Source organism: Acidobacteriota bacterium (genome assembly GCA_016195325.1).
Taxonomy (GTDB): domain Bacteria; phylum Acidobacteriota; class Polarisedimenticolia; order JACPZX01; family JACPZX01; genus JACPZX01.
Genome location: JACPZX010000080.1, coordinates 1 through 21,281, shown reverse-complemented (window position 1 = coordinate 21,281; position 21,281 = coordinate 1). Strand labels below are relative to the sequence as shown.

The window sequence follows — 21,281 nt, the reverse complement described above, 5'->3', positions numbered from 1 at the left end:
ACGAGTTTTACTTCGTCGTCCGTGCAGGGCGTGCGGGGTGTGAGAGTGGCTCACTGCGGGGAACGCCTGCTTCAACAGCAAGGCCCGTTCCACGGGCGCAAGTCGTTGGGGAAACACGGAGGCGATCGGAAAGCGTCACGCCTGTGACGGGGCGTGTGACACGGAAATCAGGACGCCGATCCGGAGATCACCGACTCGTCGAAGGACGGGGACGATCGCGGCTTCGGGATCTACTCCGACGCCGACCGGAAGCAGCGCCTCCCCTCGCGGCACGCGTGCGCGTGCGCGAGGGCGTCGTCGGGCCCCGACGTGAGCATCGTCGCGAGGCACCAGTACGCGGCGGTCGACGAGGTCCCCGACTGCCAGTCGTGCCCGGCGTCGAAGGTGCCGAAGGCGGTCTTGGTCCGGAGCATCGCGCAGACCGCGGCGCGCGCGGGGGCCGCGCCGCCTTCCGGGAGGTTGGCCATCACGCCCCTCCGTTGAGGCCGGCGGCGGCGAGGATCGCCCGCTTCACGGCCGTCTCGAAGATCGGGATCTTGTAGGCGTTGTCCCGGAGCGGCGTCGCGCCGGCCACCGCGGCGCGCCCGGCGGCCGCCGCGATCTCCTCCGTCACCGTCTTCCCCGCGAGCGCCGCCTCGGCCCCTTTCGCGCGCAACGGAGTGTGCGCCGCCGCCCCGAGCACGATCGAGGCGCGCCGGGCGACGGTCCCCTGCCGGTCGAGGACCACCGCGACCTCGGCGAGCGGCCAGTCCTGGGACTCCTTCTGGGCGATCTTCACGTAGGCCGAGGCCGTCCCGGACGAGGTCCGGGGGACGCGGATGGCGGTGAGGATCTCCCCGGGCGCGAGGGAGTTCTCACGGGAGACGTCGACGGCCGCCGGGGTGAAGAACCCCTCGAGAGGGATGGTGCGCGTCCTCTTCGGCCCGGCGAGCTCGATGGCCGTGTTGAAGGCGACGAGGGCGACGGCGAGCGACGAGGCGTGCACCGCGGCGCACGTGTCGTTCGCGAAGATGGCGTGGTACTCGTTCTCCCCTTCCTGCGCGAAGCACTCGGCCCCCCCCTTCTTGAGGCAGGGGAACTGCTCGCTTCGGAAGTACCAGCAGCGCGGCCGCTGGAGGAGATTCCCGCCGGCCGTCGCGACGTTCCGGATCTGCGGCGTCGCCGCGTGCGTCGCCGCGTCGGCGAGGGCCCGGTAGCGGTCGCGCACCACCTTCTGGTCGGCGAGGCGCGCGAGGGTCACGAGCGGGCCGACGACGAGCCCGGTGTCGTCGTCATGAAGCCCGTCGAGGCCCGCGACGTTGCGGATGTTGAGGAGACGCCCCGGCCGATCGAGCCCTTCCTTCAGCCGATCGATGACGTCGACGCCCCCCGCCTTGATCATCGTCGAGCCGTCGAGGGCGGCGTGCGCCTCGGCGAGCGTGGTCGCCTCGATCCACTCGAGCTTCGGGATCACGCGGCACCTCCCTTCGCGGCGGGGATCTTCCCGAGCGCGGCGAGGATCCGCGCGGGGGTCATCGGGATCTCGCGGACCCTGACGCCGATGGCGTTGTGCACCGCGTTCGCGAGCGCGGCGGCCGTCGGAATCGTGGAGGGCTCGCCGATCCCCGAGGCGTCGGTCGAGCTCCGCGCGATGTACTCCTCGATGAAGTGGACCTGGATCTCGGGGACGTCGCGCGAGCCGAGGATCTTGTACTGCTCGAGGTTGGGGTTGACCATGATCCCGGTGTTGCGGTCGAGCTTCCGGTTCTCGTAGAGGGCGTACGAGAGCCCCTGGATGACGCCTCCGTTCACCTGGTTCCGGAGCGTGAGGAGGTTCATCGGCCGTCCGCAGTCGTGGACCGCCACGACGCGCACCGGCCGCACGATCCCCGTCTCGGTGTCGACCAGCGTCTCGACGAACTGCACGCCGCCGAGCGTGAGCCCCGCCCGCTCGCCGTACTCGGGCTTGCGCTTCGCCTGCGCGGAGATCTGCTCGGTCGCGAGGGTCGCCGCGGCCTGCTTGAAGCTCACGTCCTTCTGCCCCGGCCGGCGCCCCTTGAAGCGCCCCGACTCGAGGACGGCGTCGGCCGCAGGGATGCCGAGGGCGGCCCCGGCCTGCCTCACCAGCTCGACTCTCGCCTTGAAGGCGGCCTCGCGCACAGCGGGGGTGATGGAGCCGGTCGTGAGGCTCCCGCCGCTTGCCGGGCCGGGCGGGCTGTTCGTGTCGCCGATCTTCACGTCGATCTGCCGGGGCTCGAGCCCCAGCTCCTCGGCGACGATCTGCGCGATGACGGTCTTGATCCCGCCGCCGATGTCCTGCACCGCCGACAGGGCCTCGACCGATCCGTCGCGCGCGATGCGCACCTCGCAGGCCGAGTCGAAGTTCGCGAACCGGTACCAGACCGCCTGCGCGACGCCGAGGCCGCGCTTCACCGGCCCCTTGTCGGACCCTGCGGGCTTGCGGCGCGACCACTCGAAGAGGCGCGCCCCGATCTTCCTTTCCTCGCGGCGGGCGGCGTGGCTGTCGTTCCGGTCCATCAGCGCGAGGACGTCGACGCCGAGCTTCTCCGCCAGCTCGTCCATGAGCTGCTCGATGGCGAAGCACCCCTGCGGGTGCCCCGGGGCGCGCATCGCCGCCCCCGGGCCGGCGTTGGTGAAGACGTCGTGCTCCTCGCTGAGCACGTTCTCACAGTCGTAGAGGCTGTGGATCGGCCCGCCGACCCCGGCCCCCGTGCCGACCCCCGCGGTGCCATGGCTCACGAGGTGGATCGCCTGGAGCTTCCCGTCCTTCGTCGCCCCCACGCGGAGGCGCATCTTCGCGTCGGGGCGGTTCCCGGTCGCCCACTGCTCTTCCTTTCGAGAGCAGAAGAGGCGCACGGGAGCCCCCGCCTTCTTCGAGAGGTGCGTCGCGATCACGCCGGCGTTTCCCGCGCCGAACTTCGAGCCGAAGCCGCCCCCCATGTGCTCGGTGAGGACGCGCACGCGCGACTTCGGGATACCGAAGATCGCCGACAGCTCGTCGCGGACGCCCAGGGTCCCCTGCGTCGAGGCGTAGACGGTGAGCCCGTCCTCCCTGAAGTCGGCGAGAGCGCCGTGCGTCTCCAGGCAGCTGTGCGTCTGGACGCGCGTGCGGAACTCCCCCTCGACGACGACGTCGCACGCCGCGAACGCCTTCTCGATCCCCCCTTCGGAGTCGGGGCTCTTCGAGCGCTTCATCGGCCCCCGCACGTTGCCGGTCTGGGGGACGCCCGCGGGGCCTCCCCCTCCGCCGGCCGACCCTTACTGATCCGCCGCCGCGGGGAAGACGAGCGGCGCCCCCGGCGCCATCGCCGACTCGACGTCGACGACGAACGGTCGCTTCTCGTACACGACCTTGACGAGGCGGGCCGCCTCGTCCGCGGCCGCCTGCGTCGCCGCCGCCACGGCCGCGATCGGCTGCCCGGCGTAGCGGACGATCGGGTACTTCGAGGGGATCTCCTGGCTCGGGTCGCGCAGCTCGGCGCTCTCGAGGATCTTCTCGACGACATGGACCGCGCGCACGCCGGGATACCTCTCGGCGGCGCTTGTGTCGATCGACGCGATGCGCGCGTGGGGCTCCGTCGCGGAGACGAGGCTGGCGTAGAGCATCCCCGCGAGCTGGATGTCCGACGGGTAGCGCGCGGCCCCGGTGACCTTCTGGCGGCCGTCCCAGCGCGTGACCTCCTTGCCGATCAACCTGAGCTTCTCGTTCACCGCGAGCGGCGGCGGCTCGTCGTCGGCAACCTCACGCTCGATCTGCGTCAGCGACGCCCCGGGGATGCCGAAGTTGAACGTGTCCTTGCGGGTCATCACGCCCCCTTTTCGCCGCCCGACTCGGCCGTGTGGACGAGAGCGTCGACGACGTGCGGGTAGGTGCCGCACCGGCACAGGTTGCCGCTGATCGCCTCGGTGACCTCCTCGCGCGTGGGGTAAGGCTTCCTGTGAACGAGCGCCGCGCACGACATCACCATCCCCGACGTGCAGAAACCGCACTGCATCGCGTCGGCGGCGATGAACCCCGCCTGCACGGCGTGGAGCACGTCCCCCTTCGCGAGCCCTTCGATGGTCGTGATCTCGCGCGCGCCCACGTCGAGGGCGAAGGTCATGCACGAGTTCACGGGAAGGCCGTCGACGAGGACGGTGCACGAGGAGCACGCCCCGCGATCGCAGACGATCTTGGTGCCGGTGAGCGCGAGGTTCGTCCGGAGCGCGTCGGCGAGCGTCGTGCGCGGCTCCACCTCGATCCGCCGCTCGGCGCCGTTGACCTTCAAGACGATCGGCACCGCCCCGGGACCGAGCGTCTTCGGCCCCCCTGCCGCGAGCCCCGCACCGAGGAGCGCCGCCTCCGCGGCGGCCGCCCCGGCGGCGGTGAGCCCCGCCCCTTTCAGGAAGGTGCGGCGCGAGACCCCGTCGCCGCCCGGATCTTTCTCGTGGGGATCCGTCTGGTCCGGCATCTTCGCCTCCGGCGTGGATGGGAAGGCTCGACTCGCGACGCGGTGTCGGAGCCGATTCTACGGGAACGGGGCGAGGGTCACAAGCGGATTCTCGGCGCCGACCGGGCGACCAGGTAACGTGTCAAATATCGTGCCGAATTCGTTGTTGAATGTCAGCTAAGTTTTTTATATACTATACTTAAGCTCGTCACGCAGCGTGTCAACTTCATTGCCTCGGTGGACTGGGGGAGACCGGGAACGTGAATTGGAAGACCTTTCGATTCGAGTTTCGGCTCCTTCCGCAGCCGGACGAGGCCGCGCGGCGTCTCATCACGATCGAAGCCTTGCGGGAAGCCGCGGCCAACCTGATCCTGCCCCCCGACTGGCGCGAGCAACTCGACCGACTCAACCGGATTCGCGCGATTCGTGGGACGACGGCGCTTGAGGGAAATACGATGTCCGAGCGGGAGATCTCCCTCGAGCTCGTCGCCCCGGCTCAAGGTGACTCGGAAGGTGCGGGCTCAATCGGCAAGGAGCAGCTCCAGGTTCGAAACGCGGGCATCGCGCAGGAATGGGCCAGGAACCGGTTCCGGCCTGGTGTGTCCCCCACGACCCTCGACGACATACTCAGGCTCCATGAGCTGATCACGAAAGCGTCCGACGTTGCGAACAACACGCCCGGAAGATTTCGGCGCCATGAAGTGACCGTCGGCACCGACGACATGGGAGGCGTGCACCGAGGGGCGCCTCACGAGCAGCTCCGCACCTTGATGCCGGAGTTGGTGGAGTTCGTCAACTCGACGAAGGTGCGCGATCTCCACCCGGTCATCCAGGCGCTTCTCGCCCATTTCTTCCTCGTCACCATCCATCCCTTCGGCGACGGCAACGGGCGCGTGTCCAGGCTTCTCGAGGCGGGGATCCTCTTCCAGGGTGGATACAACGTGCACGGGTTCTACGGGCTCTCCAATTTTTTCTACCGGCACGAACGGGAGTACAAGACTCTCCTTCAGGCCTCGAGGCAGGCGAACCCGTTCGACGTCACGCCGTTCGTCTCTTTCGGAATCGATGGATTCGCCGCCGAGCTGCAGGGAATCAACAACTTCATCAAGACCAAGCTGAACCGCCTCGTCTACGGAGCGATGCTCGTTCGATCGCACGACAAGCGCGTCGGAGCCCGGCGGCGTCTTCTGAACCAGAGGGAGTACCGACTGCTCGATTTCCTGTTGAAGGAGACCGAGCCTGTCGATCCCTTCTCGATCCCACCCTCCCGAAGCATTTCATGGCCCGAGCTCGTGGATCACCACTTCATCCGCGCGGCATACGGCGAGGTCACGCGGAGGACACTCGTCCGGGAGCTATCCCGGTTGCGGGACATCGGGTTCATCAGATTCTCCCAAGGCAATCCCGAATCGGAGCCGACCGTGGAGCTCGACTTCGACGCGGTCTCGAAGTACTGACCCGCCTCGCTATACTCGAGCGCATGAGCGACCTTCGCGCGTATGACAGGATCTCCGACGCCGTCGGCTGGACTCCGCTCGTGCGTCTCCGGAAATCGGTGGCCGGGTTCGCCGGCGAGGTCTTCGCCAAGATCGAGTTCATGAACCCGATGGGGAGCGTGAAGGATCGGATCGCGCGCTACATCGTCGAGAAAGCACTGGCGGAGGGGAAGCTCAGGGAAGGCGACGTCATCGTCGAGAACTCGTCGGGGAACACGGCGATGGGGCTCGCGATGATGGCGACGCTCCACGGGCTCAAGTGCAAGATGGTCGTCCGACGCCAGACGAGCCGCGAGAAGCTCGACTCGCTCCGCGCGATGGGGGTCGATCTGGTCCTCGTGGACGGATCGCTCCCTCCCGATCACCCCGAGAGCTACAACCGGATGGCCCGTCGCGTGGCCGAGACGACGCCCCGCGCCTTCTTCACCGACCAGCACAACAACCGCGCGAACAACGAGGCCCACTACCGCACCACCGGCCCCGAGATCTGGCGGCAGATGGACGGGCGCATCGACGCCGTTGTCGCGGGAATGGGGACCGGGGGGACCTTGTGCGGCGTCGCCCGGTATCTGAAGGAGCAGGATCCGCGCGTGAAGATCGTCGCGGTGGATCCGATCGGCTCCGTCTTCTACGAGCACTTCAAATCGGGGCGCGTGGGAACTCCGGCGCCGTCGTTCCTCGAGGGGCTCGGCGACGAGGAGATCATCGGCTGCCCGGAGTTCGAGCTCCTCGACGACATGCTCCAGGTCGGCGACCGCGACGCCTTCCTCGCCGCGCGCGATCTCGCCCGCACCGAGGCCATTTTCGCCGGCGGCTCGAGCGGCGCGGCGCTCTGCGGCGTGCGAGAGTGGATCCGCCGGCTCGATCGGCCGGCGCGCGTCGTCACGATCTTCCCCGACTCCGGATCGCGGTACCTGAGCACGATCTACAACGACGGGTGGATGAGGGAGCGGGGGTTCCTTGCGGAGTAGTGGGATACCCGAGGGCTGACTTGATCGGCGCCGGCGTCACTTACAGAAGTTGCTGAAACTCTACCGGGGTCATTTCGCAGTCGCTGAGAATCTTGGCCAACAAGCCGGGTCCCAAGGACTCGCCGACGTGAACCGGCACGACCGTCGTCAGCCCATCGGGATGGCGCAGGAAATGGTGGCTTCCCTTGGTCCGAACAACCACGAATCCCGCGCGCCTGAGAGCTGCCACAACCCGCTTACCCGTCAGCCGCGGGAGCCTCGTCATCTCGCGACGGTCACCTTTTGGACACCCACGAAGTCGAGGTCTTCGGCTCCACCGCCCTCGACCTCGAGACACAATTCAATGGCCTCCTGGATGCGGGCCATCAGCTTGTCGAGGGATTTGGCCTGCGTATGACACCCACGGAGGGCCGGAACGGTCGCGACGTAGTACCCCTTCGCGTCTCGTTCGATGAGCACGTTGAATTGCTTCACCGTTCGCTGTTTCTTCACCGGCGATTCCCTCGAGGACCACCCGAACGTCGCGCTCGATTCACGATGGGAGAATACCCCCCGCCTGCCTTCCCGGCAAACCCCGCGACCTGTTAGACTCCCCTCAGCCCGCTCCACGCGATCCCGCCCGGGATCGGCCCGCTGGAGAACCCTGCCATGGACAGCGCGAGCCGGAAGAACGTCCTCGAAGTGTTGAAGTCCGCGATCATCACGGAGCTGCGCGGCTACGAGATCTACAAGGCCGCCGCCGAGAAGGCGACCGACGCGAACTGCCGCCTCATGTTCCAGAAGCTCGCCGAGGACGAGCTGGCGCACAAGGTCTTCCTCGAGCAGAATTTCAAGAGCATCCTCAAGGACGGCGCCTGGAGCGTTCCCGCCACGCCGCAGAACCTCTCCCCTCTCGACCACTCGGAGATCATCACCCCCGACTTCCTGAAGCGGGTGAAGGGGGGCGCCTTCGAGATGGCGGCGGTCGCGACGGGGTGCACCCTCGAGCGCGCGGCGATCGACTTCTACGCGAAGGCGGCCAACGACTGCGAGGACGAGGAGTCGGCGAAGACCTTCCGCTTCCTCGCCACGTGGGAGATGGATCACATGAGATCCCTCTCGGAGCTCGAGTTCCGGATGAGGGACGAGTACTTCGCCGAGCAGGGGTTCTCGCGGCTCTGAGGTTGTATTCTCGGCCTCGTGAACTTCGACAACGGCTGGTGCGCGCTCACGAGCCCGGGACGGGCGCGCGTCTACTTCGACAGGCCGGGCGCGCCGCCCTTCGACGCCGGCGCCACGGCCTACTCCCCCATCAACGCCTGGTGGCTCGCCGAGATCTCGCGGCTCATGTACCGCGCGGGGGGGCGCGGTCACCATCTGAGGCAGGCCGGCCTCCGCGAGGTGGGGTTCTTCAGCCGCGGCGGAACGCAGGGAGGGGTCGTCGCCACGATGGACGGGGCCGCCACCCCGTTCACCGTCCTCGCCTTCCGCGGCACCGACGGCGTGCGGGACTGGATCACCGACCTCGACTGCCTGCGCTTCAGGTGGTCGACGGGGGGAAACGTCCACCGTGGGTTCGCGAAGGCGGTCCTGCGGGTCTGGGAGGAGATCGAGACGCTGCTCGGCCCCCTCGACGCGCCGCTCTTCATCACCGGCCACAGCCTCGGGGCGGCGCTCGCCACGCTGGCCGCGACGCTCCGGCCGCCGCGCGCCGTCTACAACTTCGGATCGCCGCTCACGGGCGACGAGAGGTTCACGGAGCTCCTCAGCGCGGTGAGGCTCTACCGCGTCGTCAACAACCTGGACATCGTGACGACCATTCCGCCGTGGATCGGACTGCGGCACGGCGGTGAGCTCCACTACATCGGCGCCTCGAGCCGCGTGATGACGAACCCCGATCGCCGCGCGATCGCCGCCGATCGCGAGGCAAGGGTGCGTGCGAGCGGGGAGGAGACTCGACGCCGACTCTGGAGTCCCCCCCAGCTTGCGTGCGATCACGCGCCGGTGAACTACGTCGCGCATCTCGAGCGCGCAGCGCTCGCTTCCCACGAGAAGACCGCTTGGACCCCGTAACGCACACCCTCACGGGGATCACGGCGGCGAACGGGTGGTTCCGGAATCGGATCGGGCGGGAAGCGGTGCCGATCCTCGCCGTCGCCGCGAACCTCCCCGACCTCGACGGCGCGAGCTACCTCGGCGGCGGGCCGTACGCCCTTCTCCTCCGGCGCACCTTCGGCCACTCGATCTTCCTGATCCCCCTGTGGTGCGCCCTCCTCGCGCTCGCGACCGGCTGGATCTACCCGCGCCTGAAGTTTCGGACGCGCTGCACCCTCGCCCTCTTCGGCTGCGCGATGCACCTCCTCTTCGATCTGATCAACTCCTTCGGCGTCGTCGTCCTCTGGCCCTTCAGCGACTGGCGGCCGGAGCTGGCCATCGTCTTCATCGTCGACTTCATCCTGACCGGCCTCCTCGCGGCGCCGTTGCTCTTCGCGATCCCGAAGAGGATGCGGCCGCATCTCGCCTCGCTCTCGCGCGCGGCGTGCGCCGCCGTCGTCCTCTACCTGGCGCTGTGCGGCCTCTCGAGACAGCGCGCGGTGCAGCTCCTCGAGACGAGGGTCGAGTCCGCTCCGGCCTTCGCCTACGTCTTCCCCGAGCCTCTCGGGCCGCACCGCTGGCGCGGCGTCGTGCGCGACGGCGATCTCTACCGCCTCTACCTGATCGATTCGCTCGGCGGCCGCGTCGATCGCGCCGGCGACGTGCGGACGGCGGACGGCGATGCGCGCGTCGAGGCGGCGAAGCGGAGCCCCCTGGGAGTGAAGCTGGACGGATTCTTCAAGGCGCCGGTCTGGACGGTGACGGAAGGCGCGGGGGGCGCGGCGACCGTGAGCGTGTACGACCTGCGCTTCCGGACGCTCGTGCTGAACCGGAGCGCGATCTTCGAGTACGTCTTCCGGGTGCAGGCGGGCAGGGCCGTCGTCGTCGACTGGTGACGCGGCGCCGTCAGTCGCGCGGCGGGGGCGCGTCGGAGAGCGGGCCGTCCGGGGGCGGGGCGTGCATGAAGCCGTGCGGGTGCTCGCCGAGAAAGAAGCGATCCGAGTGGCGCTGCATCTCGCGCGTCAACTCCACGAACTTCGGGCGCTGCTCGGGGGTGAGGATCTCGACGATCCGCCGGTGCGTCTCCTCGATCTGCGCCTCGAGGCGCGGGCGGATCTCGCGGCGGATCTCGTCGCTCCGCGTCTCGCTCTCCCCGAGGATGGCCTCGATCTTGAGGCGCTGATCCGGCGTCAGACCGAGCTGGTGGTCGAGATGGTCGACGAGAACGTCCGGGGGTGGCATCGGAGAGCGCATCATCATCCCCGGCCCCATCCCCGAGGCCGCCCGGTGGTGGCCGACGAGGATCACGGCGAGCGCCCCGATGGAGATCCCCGACAGGAAGAGGGCCGCCACGGCGGCGATGGCGACCCAGCGGTTCATCGCCCCGCCTCCCGGCCTTCGAGGACCCACGCGATCACGTCGTCGTCTCCCGCGCGCACCGTCGGCGCGTCCCCGCTCCCGGTCGTCCGCACGGAGACGTAGCCGAGCACCAGGGCGAGGAGGAGCGACGCGGGCAGGAGCCTCATCGCCGCCCAGCCGAGCGTCCCGGCCGGATCGGGCGTCAGTCGCGCCGTCACGCGCGCGACGAAGCCGGCGTCGGGAACGGCGTTCGCGTGGTGCCGCTGAAAGTACAGCCGCGCCTCCCGCGTCCGCTCGTCCAATCTCTCGCGCCCCGCGGTCGTCATGATCTCTCCAGCAGCTTGCGCACTCTTCGGCGCGCGCGGAAGGCCCGCACCTTCACGTTCGTCCGCGTCCATCCCGCGCGCTCCGCGATCTCCGCGACATCCCACCCCTCGCCGTCGAGAAGGAGGAGGATGAAGCGATCCCTCGGGTCGAGCGTGCGAAGCGCCTGTTCGACCTCCAGGGAGACGAGAGGATGGGCCGACGCGCCCGCCGCCTCCGCGTGAACCTCCATCACCTCCATTGGCCGCGGCGCCGCCTTCAGCTTCGCGTAGCAGCAGTTGAGGCAGACGCGCGTCAGCCAGTGCTCGAAGGGAGCGCGGCCCTGGTAGCTCGCGAGCTTGCGCCACGCCCTCAGGAAGGTCTCCTGCGCGGCATCCTCCACGTCCTCGCGGCTCCGGAAGAAGCGCCCCGCGAGCTTGAAGACCCGGTGCTGGTGGAGCTGCACGAGATCGGCGAAGGCCCCTTCGTCGCCGCGAAGGCTCGCCGCGACCAGCGCGGCCTCCCCCGCGGGGATGGCAGCCCCTGGGTCGGCCGTCATCGGCAGGAATCCAAGCACTGCCGTCCACATTCTCTCCAAAGAGGCGCCTCCACCAATGTCAGACAGCCCTCGGCGGGCTCGCGGTTACACTGCGGTGCGTGAAAAACCGTGTAACCTTGGGGGCCGGGCGGCTGTCTACCCGGATGAAGACGGCAACCGTCAGGAACGGAACGATCACCATCCCACGGATCATCGCATAGGAGACCTCATGCCGCATCGAAGAATGATAGCCCGCACGCTCGCCCTCGCCCTTCCACTCGCCCTCGCCGTGCCCGTCTTTGCCGGCGGCCCGGGTCATGGCCCCGGACCCGGACCCGAAGGCGGGATGATGCACCCGATGGGTGGGATGATGGGCTCGCCCGTCGCCCACAAGCTGATGATGGCCCTCCACACCCTGGACCTGACGGAAGAGGAGAAGACCGCGATCCACGGCAAGTTCGAGCAGTTCCACGCGACGAACCAGACGAAGCTCGCGCAGCTCGGCACGGCGCACAAGGCGCTCGTGGATCAGATCCTCGCGGATCCGGTCGACGAGTCCGCGATCCGGAGCGACGTGGCCACGATGGCGAACGTCCACGCCGACGTCGCGGTCGCGGAGGCCTACCTGGTCAAGGACATCCGCTCCGTCCTGACCAGCGATCAGCTCGTTCAGCTCGAGAAGGCGCTCGCGAACATCGGCGACGACGACATGCCCGGCCCGGGCGGTCCCCACGACGGCTCGAGGCCCCGTCACCACGGCGGCTAGCTCCCCACCTACGATCGGCCGGCGAGCGCGTCGAGGCGCTTCCTGAACTCCTCGGCCTTCGCCGGCCGACCGAGCTTCGCTTCGGTCTTCACGAGATACTCGAGCGTCTCAATCCTCTTCTGCGGGCTCGAGTTCGCGCGCAGCTCAAGCTTCTCGAGGGCCTTCAGAAGGTCGGGCTCACTTTCCGCGTAGCGCCCGACGTCGGCGCGGCACGACCCCCGGACGAAGTAGGCCCCCGCCCCCGCCAGGAACTCCCCGAAATCGTGCGACTCGATCGCGCGGATCGCCTCGTCCGCCTCGGGCTCCCCCTTCGCGCAGTCCCCCACCGTCCGATGGAAGCCGGCGAGGTTGATGATCCCGACCACCGTCTCGGGGTGCTGCGCGCCGAGCGTTCGCTTGCCGCTCTCGACGTTCTCGATGTAGAGGGGCTCCGCCTCCTTGTACTTCTTCTCGGCCTTGTAGATGACCGCCAGGTTGTTCACCCCGATCTGCGTCATCGGGTGCTCGTTGCCGAGGACCCGTCGCATCGTCGCGAGCGCGCCGGCGGTCATCGCGTCGGCCTCCCTGAGCCTCTCCTCGTGCCGGTAGAGCCAGCCGAGATTTATCTGGATCTCGAGCGTCCCCGGATGCTCGGGACCCAGATCCGAAAGCGTCGCCTCGAGGATCTCCTTGTAGAGCGCCTCCGCCTCGGGAAGACGACTCGCGTCGGTGTAGGCCTGCGCGAGATTGTTCATCGCCTCGCGCGTCGTCTGCCCCGAAGGGCCGAAGGCCTTCTTGAGCCCGGGGAGAATCCTCTTCACGAGCTTCTCCGCCTCATCGAGCTTCGACCCGTAGACCAGGACCATCGAGAGGTCGGACTGGGTCCTGAGCGCGTCCGGGTCGTCCGCGCCGAAGATCTCGGTCTGCGCCCGCGCCGTCGCGGTGAGCGACGCTTCCGCCCCCTTGAGATCGCCGAGCTGGTACATCGTCGTGCCGAGCCGCGACGCCGCGCGCAGCGTCGCCGCGTCCCGCTCCCCTTTCTCGCCCTTGAGGATCGCGAGCGCCTTCTCGAACTGCGTCTTCGCCGGCGCAAGCTCCCCCAGGTCGAAGTACGTCCGCCCGAGCGTCATCCGAAGCTCCGCCTCGACGAGAGGCTGCGCCTTCAGCTCCTTGTCGACGCGCGCCGCCGTCCTGTCGAGGATCTCGCGCATCAGCTTCGTGTCGCGGCCGAGCGCCACCGATGGACCGACCCCCTCGAGCATCTCCTCCATGAACTTCGCGACCTGCGCCGACTTCCCCGCCTCGATCGCCGCCGCGGCGGCCGCCTTCTGCGCCTGAAAGTACAGGGCCGTGCTCACGACGCTGGCGACGACGAGGATCGCGGCGACGAGCCCTCCCGCGGCGAAGGCCACCCGGTGGCGCCGCGCGAGCTTCCCGAGGCGATACATCGTGCTCGGCGGGCTCGCGAGGACCGGCTCGTGCCTCAGGTGTCTCTCGAGGTCGCGCGCCAGATCGTTCGCCGTCTCGTACCGCCGCGCGCGGTCCTTCTCCATCGCCCGCGCCGTGATCCACTCGAGGTCCCCGCGCACGTGATCCGGGAACCGCTCCGGCCGCACCTGCCGGTTCGACGCCGCGGCGGCGAGGCGCGCGCCGAGGCGCGCGGCGCGCGTGCTCAGGCGCGGAGGGTCCTCGTCGCGGATTCGCCGCCGCATCTCCTCCGGCGGGAGCGACCTCAGGTCGTCTGACTCGAACGGGAGCGCCCCGGTGACGAGCTCGTACAAGATCACGCCGAGCGCGTAGATGTCGGCGCGCGTGTCCACGTCCTGCGCCGTGAGCCCGGCCTGCTCGGGGCTCATGTACTCCGGCGTCCCGACGAGCTGCCCCAGCTCGGTGATCCGCGTCACCTCCCCCGTCCCCCGCGTCATCGCCTTCGCGATCCCGAAGTCGATGATCTTCGGCTGCGGGGACGCGGCGTCCCCGGCGACGAGGATGTTGGTGGGCTTGAGGTCGCGGTGGATGATCCCCTTCTGGTGCGCGTGCTGGACGCCGTCGCACACCTTCACGAACAGCTCGAGCCGTTCCCGGATGCTCAGACGATGCCGGTCGCACCAGCGGGTGATCGGCTCCCCCTGCACGTACTCCATCGCGAAGTAGGGCCTTCCGCTCTCGGTGCTCCCGGCGTCGAGCACCGTCGCGATCGCGGCGTGATCCATCAGCGCGAGGGTCTGCCTCTCGACGTCGAACCGGGCGAGGACCTCGCGCGTGTCGAGGCCGCGCTTGACGATCTTGAGCGCGACCTTCCTCTTGATCGGCTCGAGCTGGTCGGCGAGGTAGACGTCGCCCATGCCCCCTTCGCCGATCCGCTGGATCAGGCGGTACCGCGGGACGCGCTCTTCGGGGGCGTCGCCCTGCGGACGCCCGGCGAGGGTGGGCTGGTCGTCGGGGTGGAGTGGGGGGTGGTGCGGCGCGTCGGGCATGGGGGGGGAGGGTACATCACGGGTTCAGGCGCTTCAGATTCTCACGGGCCTCCTTCTGCGCGGGGTCGATGCGCATCGCCTCCTCGAAATCGCGGCGAGCGGCGGCGTTGTCGCCGAGCTTGAGGTCGGCGAGGCCCCGATTGTTGAAGGCCTGCGCGTCGAGGGGGTGGAGCTCGATCGCCGTCGTCAGGTCGGCTCTCGCCGCCTCGAACTCGCCGGCCTTCAGGTGCTCGAGACCTCGGTTGTAGTAAGCGGCTTCGAGGTCGGGGTAGAGCTCGATCGCGGCGTCGAAGTCCTCGAGGGCGTCCTCCTTTTGGCCCGCTCTTGAGGCGATGGCTCCCCGGTTGCTGAGGAAGTGCGCGATGACGGCTCGCTTGGTCAGCGGCCGCATGAAGAGGCCGCGGTCGATGGAGGAATCTGCCATCCGGTGCTGCCGGCGGTACTCGGCGTCCTCGACCGCTCGTCCCTGTTCGAGCGTCTCGATGTTGATGACGCCGTCGGGTCCTTCGTACCTAATAAAGAGGTGAACCGGCGTCGCGGCCGCGTAGACGTCGAGGCCGAGGCGCTCGGCGATGGCCAGGTAGAGGATCACGAGGCTGACACAGGTGCCTCGTTTGGCCTTCAAGAGCTTCGGGATGGAGAGATTGTTGGGGTCCGAGAGGGCGGTGGTGCCGTGGTATCCCTCCTTGGCGAAGAGGAGGTCGTTGATGGCGTCGATCGTCTGCTTGGCGGAGGCGGCGGGCGGCAGGGCGGTCTTCACTCGCTCGGCGAGGCCGTCGATCTGGCGGAGGGCGTTCTTTCTCTCTCTTCGATGGATTGCCTCGGGGTTGAGGCGGAGGGTGGCCTCGACGATGCCGAAGAGATCACCTTGCCGCTCGACCCGCGAAATTGTGGATCGCGACGAGCGTCGCTGACGAAGCTCAGCGGCGGGGACGAACGACCCGAGTAAAACCGCCAGTCCGAGCGCTCCCAGCCAACAAAGTGACCGGTTCCGAACAGTCAGGTCTTTCGCAAGCGGGGACTTCTCGTCTCTCATAAATAATTCTTGACAGTCGTGACGAGATGGCAGTATAAAGGCCGCGACATCACATCAAGGGGCGCTGCCGCCCACCCCACCTCGTGCAAAGACAGAATAGTAGCCGAAGAAGTGCTTCCGTTGGAGGACTTCACGATGCTCTCCCTGCCCCGCAGGCTCACGCAGCCCCTTTGCCCCTCAATCGCCGTTCCCGCACTTATTCTGGCCTGGGCGTGTTCGACGGCATCCGCCGTTCTGAACGACAACACCGTCCGCGGGGCAGCGACAAATCACGTCTTCTCCAGTGCGCTGGGAGACTCCGTCGACGCGCTCTCCGGCCAACTGACATTTCAAATTCCCATCGGACCCGCGGAAGTCGTCTCGCCCAGCCTGAGCTACCAACTCTCGCTGAACTATTCCTCGAAGGTCTGGCGATACCTTGGATCTCCTTGGTACCACTCGACGCTCGAGTCCCGGGGTCAGGCAGGTGTTGGATTCACGCTGGAGCTGGGACATGTCCTCTGGCAGTGGTCTGTCCCGGTTTGCGACTCGATCGGAGACGATACCCGTGTGCTGGTCCTCCATCTGGGTGATGGAACGGAACGTGAACTCACGAAAAACATGACCCAGACCACTGGTAGCACGGATGACATGAGTTTCATCCGCTTCCTCCGCCTGGGCGCCAATTCCTCGAACGATCCCAATCATCCCGTGCTCGGATACCGACTGACCATGCCCGATGGAACAACGTACCTGATGGACCATTGGGTCCCCGACCGGACTATTGACCCAAATAATTCATCGTGTACTTCCGGCGGACGACCGCACAACCCAGCCGACAACGATTCCCGCGGATGGTACGTCACTCGGATCGAAGACACGTCCGGTCACTTTGTCACCGTTTCCTATGACACGCAGGCTGGAATGGAGCACCTAATTCGCCAGATTGTAGACAGTACGGGCAGAACCATCGTGTTCGACAACGTGCCTCCAGCTCCGGATCCGGGCATCGATCCGAACACCGGCCTCGCTGCCCCGAATTCTAGGAATCTCGGCTTCGTCGCGGCCATAAGAACCCCGTCGTTCGGCCAACCGACGGGCGCAGTGGGCGACGCAGTGTACCGCTTCACATACGAGGTGGCCACGACGGTCGACGATCTCGTCAGATACTCCGGCGGCACACATCCCCACACGACAACGATGCCAGGTGAGGTCTTCCTGAAGCGACTCGACTTGCCCGGCGGTCTCGCATTCCAGTTTGACTACTCGGCGTATGACGCACCCCACAATCATACCGGCGCCATTTCGACGAAGACTTTGCCGACGGGTGCACAGGTGCGTTATCAGTATGCTCGATACTCCCATTCGATCTCTGTGCCATTCTACAACCCGACAATTGGCTGTAATGTGATTTGCAGCGAAGTGACAAACGTCCTGAGATTCATCGATGGCAGCTATGTGCCGCAGATCTCATGCGTTGGCCCGGATCCTAACTGCGCCAATAGACGAAACCAATCCGACGACCTTCCAGGAACGTTCGGTGTTGCCCTCAAGATGATTCGATCAAACCCTGACTCAAGCGTTCCGTTCAGCGAGAGTCTCCAGGTCCAGGAGGCGGTGTGGCTTTGGGATCGATCCGACGATAGCGATGATAATGGAATGGTCCTCAGCAATCCGAAGAAGGTCATCCAAACTGATCCGGATGGGAATTGGACCATCACGTACTTCAGAGCATCCGGTGGGCCGATTACCGACCCAGTACTTCTCAACACAGATCCCACCCAACGATTCAACTGGCCCGACGGACTCCCGACTCGAACGGAGTATTGGAGTGGTTCAAAGAATGTCCTTCTCCGCGCGATCACCAAGGAGTACGAGGACGACGCAGATGACGTACATCTGGTCTACGGACCAATTCATTCGCAGAAGAATCGAAGGGTGAAGATCACCGCAATCACTGACTTTGAAGGAGGCGTTGACTCGCGCCGTGTCGTGAATTCGGACTGGGATGGGCTGGGTCATTACCGGAGGCAGGACGAGTACAATCTCGACGGCAGCAAGTATCGGACGAAGTTGGCCGGGTACAACTGCGACACGACCGACGCGAACGGTCTGTGCCCGCGATTCGATGAAACCGTGGAGACCTGGCCACCGACTTTGAATAGATACGCATTCCAAGAACTCCTCGATGGAGTTGGCACGCTGGTCAGCCAGAGCGAGTTCACCTTCGGGTCAGACGGCAAGATGAGGTCTCAGGTGGATAGAGGTGCGCCCGTATCGCCGCGACGTGGAGCTGCGCTAGGCACCGTCGATCCGATCGATGTCGTCACGCAACTCTACTACTACGGCGATGCGGGGTGTACTGGTGTGTGCCCCGCGGAGCCCGACCCAAGTCATCCTTCGACGGGGAACTTGGCGTTCAAACGCGTGGAAGGTGGGGACCCCAACGCTCAACGGTTTGAAGAGTCTTACACGTATTCGGCCGGAGCTTTTCTTTCGAAGAGGCAAATCGTCGGTCTTCCATGGAAGGCGCTCGACCAGGACGTTGACACCGTCACGGGTTTGGTTGCGACGAGTCGCGACACCGCCAGCGTACCGACGTCGTACATCTACGATTCGTTGGGGAGGCTTGTGCGTGTGACCCACGCCACATCGGGTGAGGCGCCGATCGGGCTGACCTACAACAACATCTTTACTACGACGGTTGTGCAGCAGAGCGCAGTCGATCCGTCGAACCAGCTCCGACAGGTCAGCCATTTCGATCAGCTCTTTCGAGTCGTCGCCGAGGACCGGGCAATGGATGACGGTCGCGTCGTAACGAAGCATCATGCGTACGACACTCTGGGTCGGAAGACATTTGAATCGGAATGGGGATCGTCCGTCCTCGGCACGCAGCTTGAGTACTCGTTGCCCACGCCGCCGGGGGCGACTCCAATAACGGATCCCTTGGGGCGTGTGCACAAGAAAACGTCTGCGGATGGGAGTGTCGTAGAGACCGAGTATCACGGGTTGTCGACGATCGTGACGACGCGGGGCCTGGGAGAAGATCCAAACGCGCGCTTTGACTCAACGACGACATACGAGCGGGACGCGTTCGGGCGGCTCATCGGCGTTGTACCGCCACGACGCCAGAATCCTCTCGCCACCGAGCCGAGTGCTCTCGGCGCGCAGGCGCAGTATGATTACGATGTCAGGGACAACCTGGTTGGTGTCCAACTTGTCGACACCGCAGATCCCAACGCTACTCCTCAAAGAAGGTTCTTCGAGCACGACTCGTTGAACAGACTTGTGCGGTCCACCACGCCCGAGCTGGGGACAGTTGCAGTCCTAGGATTCAATTCCGTGGGGGATGCGACAACGACCGAGGATTCTTCTGGAAAGCGGTTTCAGTACGTCTACGACCCAGCGCGCCGGCTGCTGTCGAAGACCCTTGTGCAGGCCCAACCTCTCACGCTGGCACAGTACATCTACGACGAGTACCCCGGGCAGCCTCGGGGTGCTTCCGGCGGAAAGCTCGTACATGTGGTGAGCCGCTCGACAAGCGGTATGACGTTCCAGAAAGGCATGTACTACTACGGGGTGGGTGGACGCCTATCCCGAGTGGACTCGCTCTTCTCGGATCTTGGAGCCATGGTCTCCGTCGGATACGAGTACAACGATGTTGGCTTGGTTCAATCGACAAGCTACCCGGCGAATCCGTACGAATCTCACGCAGCGACGGTGGTGCAATCCACGTATCGGGGTGGATACCTCGTCGAGGAAACGGCCGGCCCGGGAGCGCCTTTCGGTGAGACATTCACATACAACGATGCTGGAGGATTAAGACGCTATGTCACTCAGCGCGGCGTTGTCACGGAGATAACGCCGGACGCGATGCATCGCCCCGGGCAGATACGCGTCATCGGAATAGCCGATCCGAACGGTGGCGGCGGTCCCGGAGGCGGTGGACACGATTGCGGGGAGAACTGCATGCCAGGCAAGGAGGAGTACTCGGAGCTGTTTCCGCTGACTCCGTCCGACCAGCGACTGATCGGCCAGAGCAACGCTCCTCCGGTCTTGTACGACTCGGGAATCTACCGGTACGATTCCATGGGAAACGTCGTGGGCGTCGGCCCAGACCTGTACAGATATGACCCCATCGGGCGTCTGATCTACGCCCGCCAAAACGGTGATCTCGCATACCATGAGAGCGTGTTCAGTTACGACGCCTACGGCAACCTGAAGAAACTGGTTCACGATCTTACCTCGACGAGTGGAACGACGACGATCGAGAGGGACTTGTCTCTGGACGGCGTGACGAACCGTGTTAAGGCAGAAGTTACGACGGGCTTAGCAGCTCCGTCCGTGGATCCGAATTGGCATTACGACGATAACGGCAACGTCATTGGTGACGGTCAGAATCAGTATTTCTATGACCCATTGAACCGGCTAATGAGAGTCGAGAGCGGGGGCCGGACCATTTCCGACTATGAATACGACGACGGCGGCTTTCGAATCTTAAAGAAGGATCGCCTTGGCGACCTCCAGATATTCTATGTCCGGGACGAGAATGGCCGCCTGATGAGCGAATTCCAGCGACGCCTGAGCGTGCCCAGCGATGCGGCGATTTGGGAGAGGGATCATCTCTACGCCGGTGAGCGACTCGTGGGCATGATTCAAAACCAAGCACCCCCACCTCCGAGAGACGTCGACATCGACGTCCGCCCGAATACAAGTGCCCCGACGGCGGCGCCGGGGATTGATCTGACGGTCCGCCAACCCGCGGATTTCGACGTCACCGCCTACCTGGTTGAAAAGACCTACTCGACTGGCACTACGGAGACCCTGACGCTCAATGTCAGCGGCCCCTATCCTCTCATCCTACACGATTCGACCGTGAGCTCGGGCCAGACCTACTCGTATAGAGTGCGTGCACTGGACTCCGCCGCCAATGAAGGCCTAGCGACTCCGCCGTTGGTTGCGACACCTGGTGACACTACTCGTCCTGGCCCGCCCAAGAGGCCAAACCTCGCACCGGGTGATGGGATGGTGGACGTGCGACTGGTGCTTTCCTCAACATCGCATCCGGCGGACTACCGAGGGTGGCAAGTCTACAGAAGGAGAAGTGATGAGCCGGCGTTTACGCGGGTCACCTCAAAACCGCTCGTGGCTCCGAATTACACGGACTCCGGTCTCACGAATCGGATGGTGTACGAGTACTTTACGACCGCTGTTGATACCTCCGGGCTTGAGTCCTGGAGTTCAGGGATGACGGTGGACCCGAATTGGATTCGGCAAGCCATCCCGGCCGACCTGGTGCCGCCGGGGGCCCCTCGAGGAGTCGTCGCGAATGTCTCGAGCAACTCGGTGAACTTGTGGTGGGCTCCTTCACCCGAACCCGATCTGGCATTCTACCGTGTCTACTCATGCGCGTGCGAGATTGAAGACGATCCGAACGCGGCGATACATTCCCCCGTCGAGGTGGGCGGCGCGACCCAACCGAATGCGGCGTATCTCGGGCTTGTGCCCAACACGGATCACGCGTATCGGATTGCGGCGGTCGATCTGGATGGCAATGTCTCCTGGTTGTCGGAGGAGGTCCGGGTCAAGACACTGAGCGGACTGGGCCAGGTCCCAACGCTGCGTGAAATGCACGTCTCAAGCTGTACTGACGCGGGGGACGAGTCCACCCAAGATCCTGATGTGTGCCCGTCGCCCGGAGATTTCTACTTTCAAACCGGATTCCTGAATCCGGTGACCGTTCTGTGAAGCCCACTCTATCGCCGCGTCTGAGGATCGGGCAATCTCGCTCGGATGCGACATCGACAGGACCCCGGGCGGATGAGGGAGCTTCTCGCCGGACGCGAGCGTCGCGGCTGGAGCTGGTCGGAGTTG

Annotated in this window: 17 protein-coding genes and 1 pseudogene; 7 read left to right on the top strand and 11 right to left on the bottom strand. The window is 65.9% G+C overall.

Features of this window, described 5'->3' with window-relative positions; translation table 11 throughout:
- Nucleotides 1-230: 230 nt before the first annotated feature.
- From HY049_15065 to HY049_15050, 4 genes and pseudogenes are all read right to left on the bottom strand, one after another.
- A complete protein-coding gene (locus HY049_15065) occupies nucleotides 231-467 on the bottom strand; it encodes a hypothetical protein (GenBank protein ID MBI3450222.1) in 237 nt (78 codons plus the stop codon).
- On the bottom strand, nucleotides 467-1,450 hold the full coding sequence (locus HY049_15060; GenBank protein MBI3450221.1) for an FAD binding domain-containing protein: 984 nt from the start codon (nucleotides 1,448-1,450) through the stop codon (nucleotides 467-469). The genes HY049_15065 and HY049_15060 overlap by 1 nt, the downstream gene beginning before the upstream one ends.
- Nucleotides 1,450-3,807: pseudogene (locus tag HY049_15055) on the bottom strand (xanthine dehydrogenase family protein molybdopterin-binding subunit). Before HY049_15055 ends, HY049_15060 begins: the two are co-directional and overlap by 1 nt.
- Nucleotides 3,807-4,451: a (2Fe-2S)-binding protein gene (locus HY049_15050; protein ID MBI3450220.1), complete on the bottom strand. Its 645-nt coding sequence runs from the start codon at nucleotides 4,449-4,451 to the stop codon at nucleotides 3,807-3,809. Before HY049_15050 ends, HY049_15055 begins: the two are co-directional and overlap by 1 nt.
- A 239-nt stretch (nucleotides 4,452-4,690) precedes the next feature.
- On the opposite strand from HY049_15050, the gene HY049_15045 reads away from it, so the two are divergent.
- Both HY049_15045 and HY049_15040 read left to right on the top strand, forming a co-directional pair.
- Entirely contained in the window at nucleotides 4,691-5,887 is a 1,197-nt protein-coding gene (locus tag HY049_15045) for a Fic family protein (GenBank protein MBI3450219.1), read from the top strand.
- Nucleotides 5,888-5,910: 23 nt separating this feature from the next.
- Nucleotides 5,911-6,897: a cysteine synthase family protein gene (locus HY049_15040; protein MBI3450218.1), complete on the top strand. Its 987-nt coding sequence runs from the start codon at nucleotides 5,911-5,913 to the stop codon at nucleotides 6,895-6,897.
- Nucleotides 6,898-6,937: 40 nt separating this feature from the next.
- On the opposite strand, the gene HY049_15035 is transcribed toward HY049_15040, so the two are convergent.
- On the bottom strand, nucleotides 6,938-7,162 hold the full coding sequence (locus HY049_15035) for a type II toxin-antitoxin system HicA family toxin (GenBank protein ID MBI3450217.1): 225 nt from the start codon (nucleotides 7,160-7,162) through the stop codon (nucleotides 6,938-6,940).
- Nucleotides 7,159-7,371, bottom strand: a complete 213-nt coding sequence (locus tag HY049_15030) for a type II toxin-antitoxin system HicB family antitoxin (GenBank protein MBI3450216.1) — start codon at nucleotides 7,369-7,371, stop codon at nucleotides 7,159-7,161. The genes HY049_15035 and HY049_15030 overlap by 4 nt, the downstream gene beginning before the upstream one ends.
- Nucleotides 7,372-7,545: 174 nt before the next feature.
- On the opposite strand from HY049_15030, the gene HY049_15025 reads away from it, so the two are divergent.
- Genes HY049_15025 through HY049_15015 form a run of 3 tightly spaced genes read left to right on the top strand, consistent with a single transcriptional unit; the run spans nucleotide 7,546 to nucleotide 9,866 of the window.
- Nucleotides 7,546-8,058 (top strand): ferritin family protein, encoded by a 513-nt coding sequence (locus HY049_15025; protein ID MBI3450215.1) that lies wholly within the window; start codon nucleotides 7,546-7,548, stop codon nucleotides 8,056-8,058.
- 18 nt (nucleotides 8,059-8,076) lie between these two features.
- A complete protein-coding gene (locus HY049_15020; protein MBI3450214.1) occupies nucleotides 8,077-8,949 on the top strand; it encodes a lipase family protein in 873 nt (290 codons plus the stop codon).
- Entirely contained in the window at nucleotides 8,937-9,866 is a 930-nt protein-coding gene (locus HY049_15015; protein MBI3450213.1) for a metal-dependent hydrolase, read from the top strand. Before HY049_15020 ends, HY049_15015 begins: the two co-directional genes overlap by 13 nt.
- Before the next feature lie 10 nt (nucleotides 9,867-9,876).
- On the opposite strand, the gene HY049_15010 is transcribed toward HY049_15015, so the two are convergent.
- Genes HY049_15010 through HY049_15000 form a run of 3 tightly spaced genes read right to left on the bottom strand, consistent with a single transcriptional unit; the run spans nucleotide 9,877 to nucleotide 11,191 of the window.
- On the bottom strand, nucleotides 9,877-10,350 hold the full coding sequence (locus HY049_15010) for a hypothetical protein (protein ID MBI3450212.1): 474 nt from the start codon (nucleotides 10,348-10,350) through the stop codon (nucleotides 9,877-9,879).
- Nucleotides 10,347-10,655, bottom strand: a complete 309-nt coding sequence (locus HY049_15005; GenBank protein MBI3450211.1) for a hypothetical protein — start codon at nucleotides 10,653-10,655, stop codon at nucleotides 10,347-10,349. Before HY049_15005 ends, HY049_15010 begins: the two co-directional genes overlap by 4 nt.
- Entirely contained in the window at nucleotides 10,652-11,191 is a 540-nt protein-coding gene (locus HY049_15000) for a sigma-70 family RNA polymerase sigma factor (GenBank protein MBI3450210.1), read from the bottom strand. Before HY049_15000 ends, HY049_15005 begins: the two co-directional genes overlap by 4 nt.
- Nucleotides 11,192-11,399: 208 nt before the next feature.
- On the opposite strand from HY049_15000, the gene HY049_14995 reads away from it, so the two are divergent.
- The gene (locus HY049_14995; protein MBI3450209.1) at nucleotides 11,400-11,936 is read left to right on the top strand and encodes a periplasmic heavy metal sensor; all 537 of its coding nucleotides are present in this window, start codon (nucleotides 11,400-11,402) and stop codon (nucleotides 11,934-11,936) included.
- An 8-nt stretch (nucleotides 11,937-11,944) separates the two neighbouring features.
- Here the strand turns inward: HY049_14995 and HY049_14990 are convergent, their stop codons facing one another.
- Together HY049_14990 and HY049_14985 are read right to left on the bottom strand one after the other, a co-directional pair.
- Entirely contained in the window at nucleotides 11,945-14,392 is a 2,448-nt protein-coding gene (locus HY049_14990; protein ID MBI3450208.1) for a tetratricopeptide repeat protein, read from the bottom strand.
- A gap of 16 nt (nucleotides 14,393-14,408) precedes the next feature.
- Nucleotides 14,409-15,152 carry a tetratricopeptide repeat protein gene (locus tag HY049_14985; GenBank protein MBI3450207.1) on the bottom strand — a complete coding sequence of 248 codons (744 nt, stop codon included), beginning with the start codon at nucleotides 15,150-15,152 and terminating at the stop codon, nucleotides 14,409-14,411.
- Nucleotides 15,153-15,437: 285 nt separating this feature from the next.
- Between HY049_14985 and HY049_14980 the strand changes: the two genes are divergently transcribed.
- Nucleotides 15,438-21,155, top strand: a complete 5,718-nt coding sequence (locus HY049_14980) for a hypothetical protein (protein ID MBI3450206.1) — start codon at nucleotides 15,438-15,440, stop codon at nucleotides 21,153-21,155.
- Nucleotides 21,156-21,281 lie beyond the last annotated feature (126 nt).